The organism is Bradyrhizobium oligotrophicum (genome assembly GCF_051168495.1).
Taxonomy (GTDB): Bacteria; Pseudomonadota; Alphaproteobacteria; order Rhizobiales; family Xanthobacteraceae; genus Bradyrhizobium; species Bradyrhizobium oligotrophicum_A.
Genome location: NZ_JBNPVB010000034.1, coordinates 24,553 through 31,591 on the forward strand (window position 1 = coordinate 24,553; position 7,039 = coordinate 31,591).

The 7,039-nt window shown below is 62.7% G+C and carries 6 protein-coding genes; 1 reads left to right on the forward strand and 5 read right to left on the reverse strand.

Annotated elements, in window-relative coordinates:
• Positions 1–28 precede the first annotated feature (28 nt).
• Positions 29–2,170, forward strand: coding sequence for a phospholipase D-like domain-containing protein (locus ACQR1B_RS34850; RefSeq protein ID WP_434837480.1), 2,142 nt, complete (start codon positions 29–31; stop codon positions 2,168–2,170).
• Positions 2,171–2,609: 439 nt separating this feature from the next.
• Here the strand turns inward: ACQR1B_RS34850 and ACQR1B_RS34855 are convergent, their stop codons facing one another.
• The 5 genes from ACQR1B_RS34855 to ACQR1B_RS34875 all read right to left on the reverse strand — a co-directional run bounded on the left by ACQR1B_RS34855 (position 2,610) and on the right by ACQR1B_RS34875 (position 6,586).
• Positions 2,610–2,942, reverse strand: coding sequence for a hypothetical protein (locus ACQR1B_RS34855; protein ID WP_434837481.1), 333 nt, complete (start codon positions 2,940–2,942; stop codon positions 2,610–2,612).
• 34 nt (positions 2,943–2,976) lie between these two features.
• Positions 2,977–3,246, reverse strand: coding sequence for a hypothetical protein (locus ACQR1B_RS34860; RefSeq protein WP_434837482.1), 270 nt, complete (start codon positions 3,244–3,246; stop codon positions 2,977–2,979).
• Positions 3,247–3,398: 152 nt separating this feature from the next.
• The gene (locus ACQR1B_RS34865) at positions 3,399–4,808 is read right to left on the reverse strand and encodes a TAXI family TRAP transporter solute-binding subunit (RefSeq protein ID WP_434837483.1); all 1,410 of its coding nucleotides are present in this window, start codon (positions 4,806–4,808) and stop codon (positions 3,399–3,401) included.
• Between the two features lie 345 nt (positions 4,809–5,153).
• Positions 5,154–5,825, reverse strand: a complete 672-nt coding sequence (locus ACQR1B_RS34870; protein ID WP_434837484.1) for an LptA/OstA family protein — start codon at positions 5,823–5,825, stop codon at positions 5,154–5,156.
• A 359-nt stretch (positions 5,826–6,184) separates the two neighbouring features.
• Positions 6,185–6,586, reverse strand: a complete 402-nt coding sequence (locus ACQR1B_RS34875) for a hypothetical protein (RefSeq protein ID WP_434837485.1) — start codon at positions 6,584–6,586, stop codon at positions 6,185–6,187.
• Positions 6,587–7,039: the final 453 nt, after the last annotated feature.

Genomic DNA, 7,039 nt, shown 5'->3' on the forward strand with positions numbered 1-7,039 from the left:
ATACCCTTGTCAGACAAGGAGTGCCGCCATGCCCGCGCTTGCCTTTTCCAACAATGATATTGCCGTCGTCGCCTGGACCTTCGATCGCCGCCTCGACGGCTGTCTCGGCTTCGCCATTCATCGCATCGATCTCGCCGATAACACCGACACGGTGCTGCCGGCGCTGGCCCGCTTTGCCGGCCAGACCGCCGACGGCCTCGATACCGACCAGGCGCCGGTGCAGAAATTCTGGTGGAAGGACCTCAGGGCCAAGCGCGGCGGCACCTACAAATACCGCATCGTGCCGATGGGCGGCACGCCCGGCCAGACCTTGACGCCGCTCGCCGGCGTCGATCCGCTGGAGAGCAATCAGGTCACTCTGACGCCGGAGCGGCCGCCGTTCCAGGTCTATTTCAACCGCGGCATCACCGCGACCCAGGCGCTGACGCATGCGCTGAACGATCATCCGAGCGTCCCGGCGCTGGCGCCGCACATCCTCGATCCCAATGACCCGATCCGCATCCGCCTGATGGGCCAGTTGCAGGACGGCCTGACCTCGCTGCTGAAGCGCGCCGATGATGGTCGCGGCACCATCCATGCCGCGCTCTACGAGCTCAACGATCCCAACGGGCTCGAGAAGCAGCTGCATCAGAACCCGGCGAGCCGCACCGTCATCCTCGGCAACGAGCAGGGCAAGGATGGCGATGACGCCGACGCCGAGAACCGCGCCAACCTGAAGGCCGCCGGCGTCACCGTGATCGACCGCATTCTCGGCAAAGGCAGCATCCCGCACAACAAGTTCATGGTGCTGACCGAGAACGACAAGCCCACGGCCGTGCTGTCCGGCTCGACCAACTGGACCTCGACCGGCCTGTGCACGCAGACCAACAATGCGCTGGTGGTCGAGAGCCCCGAACTCGCCGAGCGCTATCTGTCGTACTGGAATGCGCTGAAGGCCGATGTCGACGCCGCCGACGGCGACAAGGCCAAGCTGCAGTCGAAGACGCTGCGCGACTTCGCCCGCGCCAACAATGCGAATTCGATAAGCAAGCCGGTCAAGCTCGGCAACGGCGTCACGGTCGAGCCGATGTTCTCGCCCAACACAGCCAGCAAGCTCGGCAAGACCCCGAAGACGCCGGGTGACATGGGCCGCGTGTTCGAGCTGATGGACGGGGCCAAGCATGCCGTGCTGTTCCTCGCCTTCGATCCCGGCAACAACTCCATCCTCAACAAGGCCGGCGAGCTGCTGGCGAAGAAGCCGGATCTGTTCGTGCGCGGCGCGCTGACCAGCCCGGTGCGCGCGACCGAATTCTCGAAGTCGCTGCATGCCGGCGGCCGTTCGGAAGGCCCGGCGGACGACGGCGCGGACGACGCCGCGCCCGAGGTGAAGGTGGTCGGCGAGTCCGGCAAGCCGAAGAAGCCGGGCGACAAGGGCAGCATCGATTTCCGCGGCGTGCCGGCCGGCGCGGTGCAGGACGCGTTCGGCAAGTGGGAAAAGGAGCTCGCCAAATACGGCTTTGCCATCATCCACAACAAGATCGTGGTGATCGATCCGTTCAGCGACGACTGCGTCGTCGTCACCGGCTCGCACAATCTCGGCTTCCGCGCCTCGCACAACAACGACGAGAACATGCTGATCATCCGCGGCCACCGCGCCCTCGCGGAAGCCTATGCCTGCCACGTCCTCGACCTCTACGACCACTACGCTTGGCGCTTCCTGCTCAAGCAGCACCCCGAAATCTTCGGCAAGCCGCTGCAGGGTGATGACAGCTGGCAGGACAGGTACATCAAGGGGGACGAGGAGAAGTCGCCGGAGTTGCGGTTCTGGCTATCGGCGGCGGGGGGAGGTGGCGCGGCCGTGACACCGCCGGCGCCGACGAAGCCCGCAAAGCCCACCGGCTCCACCAAGCCGGCCAAGACGCCGACGAAGACACCGGCTGCGACGACCAAGCCTGCGAAGCCGCCGGCCAAGAAGGCCCCGAAGAAGACCGCAGCTGCAGCCAAGACCTCGGCCGGCCGCAAGAAGACCACGACGAAGAAGGTCGCGAAGAAGGCCTCGAAGACGGCTCAGAAGAAGACCACCGCTGCGAAGAAGGCAAAGACCAAGAAGACGGCGAAGCGTCCGGCGAAGAAGACCGCGACCAAGACCGCCAAGCGAGCCAAGAAGAGCGCTACGAAGAAGGGGCGCTGAGCGCCGCGCCCGCGATCCGTCGCCGCGCAGACGAGGCTCTGAGGTCATGATGCGAGTCCGGGGGGATCGCATCATGATCTTCTGTCTGTGCCCGAAGCGGATCGCGGGTCCACGATCGGAGCGGTCCTCAGCAGACGTCAAGCGGGCTCAGTAGGCCGTCCGTCCGCTATCCGAGGAAGCCGCGCATGGTGGAGGCGAGCTGATAGTTTTTATGCAGCGTCAACGTAATTCGTCACCGTAATCCGCGGCCCGACCCTAACGGCCTTTGCCGCCAACCTCACCGCAACGGGCGATCGGCTGCGCAACCCTGACAGTTCAGCAAAACGCCCGTTGCTCCACCCGCGCCACTCAGCGTACAATCCAACTTGACTTAAGGCGCCGCTGAATGAACTCTGTAGTAAGTTAGTCTAATCTTGTCTTCGTCGACTTTTCCATTCGTCTACTTTACGCCGAGCTTCTCAATCTCAAATGTTCCCGCTCCATATGCCGGGCCATCTTTACTATTTGGATCTTTTTCGCCGACTACGTTTAGGTAGTAAGCGTAAAAAACAGCGGACTGCCCCTTGTGTAATTTTAGGGGACTAACCGGTTGAATGAAGGTATTGCCGACGGACTGGCCTGTTCGTTGCTCATGAAACATCTGTTGACCAGACACAATGACTATCCCTGTGTCCACATTAACAACCGTATGAACATTCTCTTGTTGTGAGTTTACCTCACCAAGAATAGTTTGTCCGCTGGAGTCAGCTTGAAACATTCCTTTTAATGTCATGTCGCTTCCTCAAAATTGGAGAAAATTAAGCGGATCAAATAAGCACGTGAGTTGCGTTTCCTGCAAGCGTAATCATTAGTTGAGTGTGGTGGGCCCCCGCGCAAGCCATATTCATTTCTGTCGACATCAGTGCCGAAAGTGTAGGTCTCGTTCCGAAACTCGTAGAGTCCACTTCAGATTGGAATCCGCTGTCCCCCATCGGTACGCTGACCACGACCGCAACGTCGCCGGTATTGCCGTCGACATAGTTGACCGAGGCCGCGCCGGGGATGCGCTTCACCTTGCCGAGCCCGAAATCGACCATCAGTCGTGAAGCTGTGACCCCAGATAGACATTGGGCGCCCGCCGCAGGGCCACCTGCTGACCTGAGGGCACCGTCCTCGGCAGAGCCGAAACTTGCAGCAGCAGTTCGCTGCGATCCAAGTCGCCGATGACGACCGCGTGAGCCGGACGTGCCTAGCGCCGGGAGGCGAGGGTTGGGCCCGTCGTCCAATTTGGATCGGCGGGGCCGCTCTGCAGCGTCGCTCGCCTTTCGGCGATGGCATGATTGAACAGTTCAAGGGCCAGACCGAATGCGGTCAGGTCCTCTTGTTCGATGGCTCCATCGTCGTAGGCTTTGAGCGTCTCGCCGATGATCGCGTCGACTTCGCGCTGCCGTGTCAGCAGATCATCTTCAGACACCGCATTGCGCACCTCCGACACGGCGGCGAGAATGCGGTTGCGACAGCTGTCGTCGTCGTCCGGTTCGTCGCGGTTCAGAAAGCGACGCAGCCAGGCGGCGGCCGAACCGATGCCGGAAAGCAGAAGCAGCGCGAACCAGAAGTAGTCGCTGTACTTGTCCAGAAAGGTTCGCTCCGTGCCGTTGATGACCGCCGCGGCGCCGCGATGCACGGAGGGTTCGGTCTCCTTGTCCGTCTCGGGCTTCATGATGTGGGACGCGCCGGCGACGCCTTGCGTGATCGTGTCGCGGAGCGCGAACAGCTGCCGGTAGAAGGCTGCCGCCTTGGCTTCGGACAGTTCCTTCCTGGCCAGGATCAGGTGATTGACGCTGATCGTGTCGACCTTGTCCTCCGGCCAGGCCGGTTGCGCGTTGAAGACGCTGGCCGGAATTTCCTCGGCCTCGTAGCGCGGGTGCTTCAGAGCAATGGCCTCCGATGCGTCGATCGGAAGAAAGGTGGGAGCGCCTCGCGTCCGGGCTGTCGCGGCGATGGCATCCGCCGTGATCTTGCTGTCGAGCGGACCGACGGCGAGATACGCATCCAGGGTCGGATCCTGCGCAAGCTTCTCGATCTCGTCCGTCCCGAATTGAGCCGTGGTCACCTTGTCGGGCGGCACGCCGGAGCCCTCCAGAATGGCGCGGAGAACGGCGACGTTTGCTCCGGTCCTCCCGATGATGCCGACCTTGTGACCCGCCAGCTGCGCGATCTCTCCGATCTTGCCGCCAGCCTTCTTCTTCTTCTTGGGCTCGTTGTTGCGTCGCCCGGAGGGCGACCACAGGACGACGTAATTCTTCCGCAGAATGGCCAATGTTTGCGCGTCGGGCGGCATGCCAAGGTCGCCGCGGCCGACCGCCAGGTCGGTTTTGTCGGCGGAGAGCAGGGCGAGCGATTCAGCCGCTCCCCCGGTCGTGAGCGGCGAGAGCCTGACGGTCCTGCTGTCCTCACTGAAGGCGTCGGCCATCGCCTGGACCACCTGGTAGTCGTCGCTCCCTGCCGGTCCAACGGCGATCCGAAGCGTCTCGGGCTGCAAGACGTAGAAGAGGCCGGCCGTAGCGGCACCAAAGGCGACGAAGCCCAACGCCAACACGATGAGCAACCTTCGTTGACGACCATCGTGAGCACTTCTGACCGGATCGGACGGTGACATCAGGGGGACCCTTTGACAACAAAGCGTGTTGGGCCAGACGTGTGCCGGAACCTGGGCGAACTGCCTTCTGACCAGAATGTTCCGCCGCGTCCACCGAGAGTCCACGAAAGGTGGTCGGCTTTGCGAAGGGACAGCGGTCAGGCCGTCGAGTTGCGATTCAGGGCGAGGGCGGTATTCTTGTCCCTCGTCGGCCGACTTAAGGCGTCGTCGTAGGAAATGGAGGGCTTCCGGTGACGCTGCATAGTCCTCCTTCGCTTACAGGAGTGTTTCCCTGCCACTCGCGAGCGGGCGGTGCGTCGGGCCTCTCGCATGCGGTCCATGGCGTGGTCAGTGTGACTTGTCGAATCATTTCTTCGACTTTGGCGCCGCCCCCGGCGTGGCCGATGGCGTTCCACAGCCTCCCTCTGACGATTGATTGACCGACGCCGTGACCCTGCCGTCGGCCTCGACCCGCGAAACGCCTGTGGTCATATCGACCAGGAGGCGGTCGCCGCGTAGCACGCTGCGGCATTGGGTCACCACGACGCCGCCGAGCATGGTGATCAGATTCGTCTTGGTGTCGAACACCGCGCTCTGGCCGGTGACGACCTGATCCTTCTGCGTGACGACGACATTGCCGCGCGCCTCCAGGCGCTTGATCGCGGAGCTGCCGCTCGGGCCGGGCGAGGCCGATTGCAGCGGCGGACCTGATTTGGCCGCATCGCTCGCGCTGGACGAGGGCTGTGCGGCGGCCGTGTAGAAGACGTCGAGGCTCTTCGACGTCATCGTCGTGTCGCCTTGGACGACCTTCACATTGCCGGAGAAGGTGGCCTGCTTGGTCTTATCCCGCACCTCGAGCGCATCGGCTTCGATCTGGATCGGCTGATCGCGGTTCTGCACGAATCCCTGCAGGGCATTCGGGTTCGAACTCTGTGCAATCGCTTCGCAGGTGGTGCCGAGCAGGACGGCGCAGATCAGCGCCAGATGTGCGACGCGGTCGTTGAAATGGCTGCGGACGGTCACAAGGCTCTTGGACATGCCGCCGATGCTACGAAAAAACAATCTCAATGCAACCACCGGTGTGCTCGCCGATCAGTGCATTCGATCATCCGCCACCTCGAGCATCGTCGCGCTCGCGCTCCTGGGCCGGATGTCTGACGCTCAGGATCACGATCTCGTTCGCTGCATCGTCAACGGTGTAATAGATGAGATAGCTGTATCTGGGCGTCACGAACTTCGGACCCCGCTCGTTCGTTGCGGGCGACCGACGTTAACGATATCCTGAAGACTCGCGTAGATCGCGGCTCGAACAAGCTGCGCGGCGGCAGGATTGTGAAGGCGGATGTCGTCGGCGATCGCCGCGATGCTCTCGATTGCGCGCGGCGTGAAGCGAAGCTTCATGGATCGAAGCGGCGGAACGCGGCCTCGATCTCGGTGTCTGTCGCGAACAGGCGGCGCTTGGCCTGCGCAAGACTTTCCAGCACGTCCGGCAGATGCGCAGGCGCAATCTCCTCCGGCTCGCCGTCATCGCCAGCCAGCGTCAGCATTGCACGCGCAATTTCGTCTTGCGTCTCGGCCGGCAGGCGGCGAACGGCCGCGAGCGCCTGATCGAGCAGTTTGGTCATGTGCGGCTCCTTGCAGACGATATTAGCGGGACTGAGCGCATTTTCCAGGGGCGGGGCGGCCTGCCGGCTGATCGACCAGTCTGGAAAATGGCGGATCAGGCGTCCGATTCGTTCATCATAGTGCGGCTCGCACATCGCTGTGCACGCGTTCTTGACTTGCGCGAAGCCGCTCATGCCGATCGTCGTTCCTGAAAGGGAGTGTCCGACAGAGCCGCGGTCCGAAGTGGAGCGCCCCCGTCTCGACGACGGCCGTTCGTGCGCCTCGAAGGTCACAATTTCGGCTTCTCAAAAATTTTACTTTCGCTTTCCCCGAAATCGTGCTCTACTCCGTGCCGTCCCGCCTCAACGAGGGGACGCTTCGCGGTCGTCACGGACGTCGGGGTGGGATGCGATGGGCGCTTTGGGGTCGCAGCATGGTTCTGCCGTGCGGACGAACGATTCCAGCGCACGACGAAGTCGCGTGGTCCTGGCCTCCCGGTGCTGAGGTCAAGCCTGTGGGCGTTGCTGATGAGCTGCCTGCGGGTGATGGGGGCAAGACAGCCGGTCCCCAGGGAGATCGCGTATAAGGTGCGCCGTGGAAAGGCGCGGTTCTTGAGAGGGTGAAAGTCCCTTCCGGCAAAGGTCGTT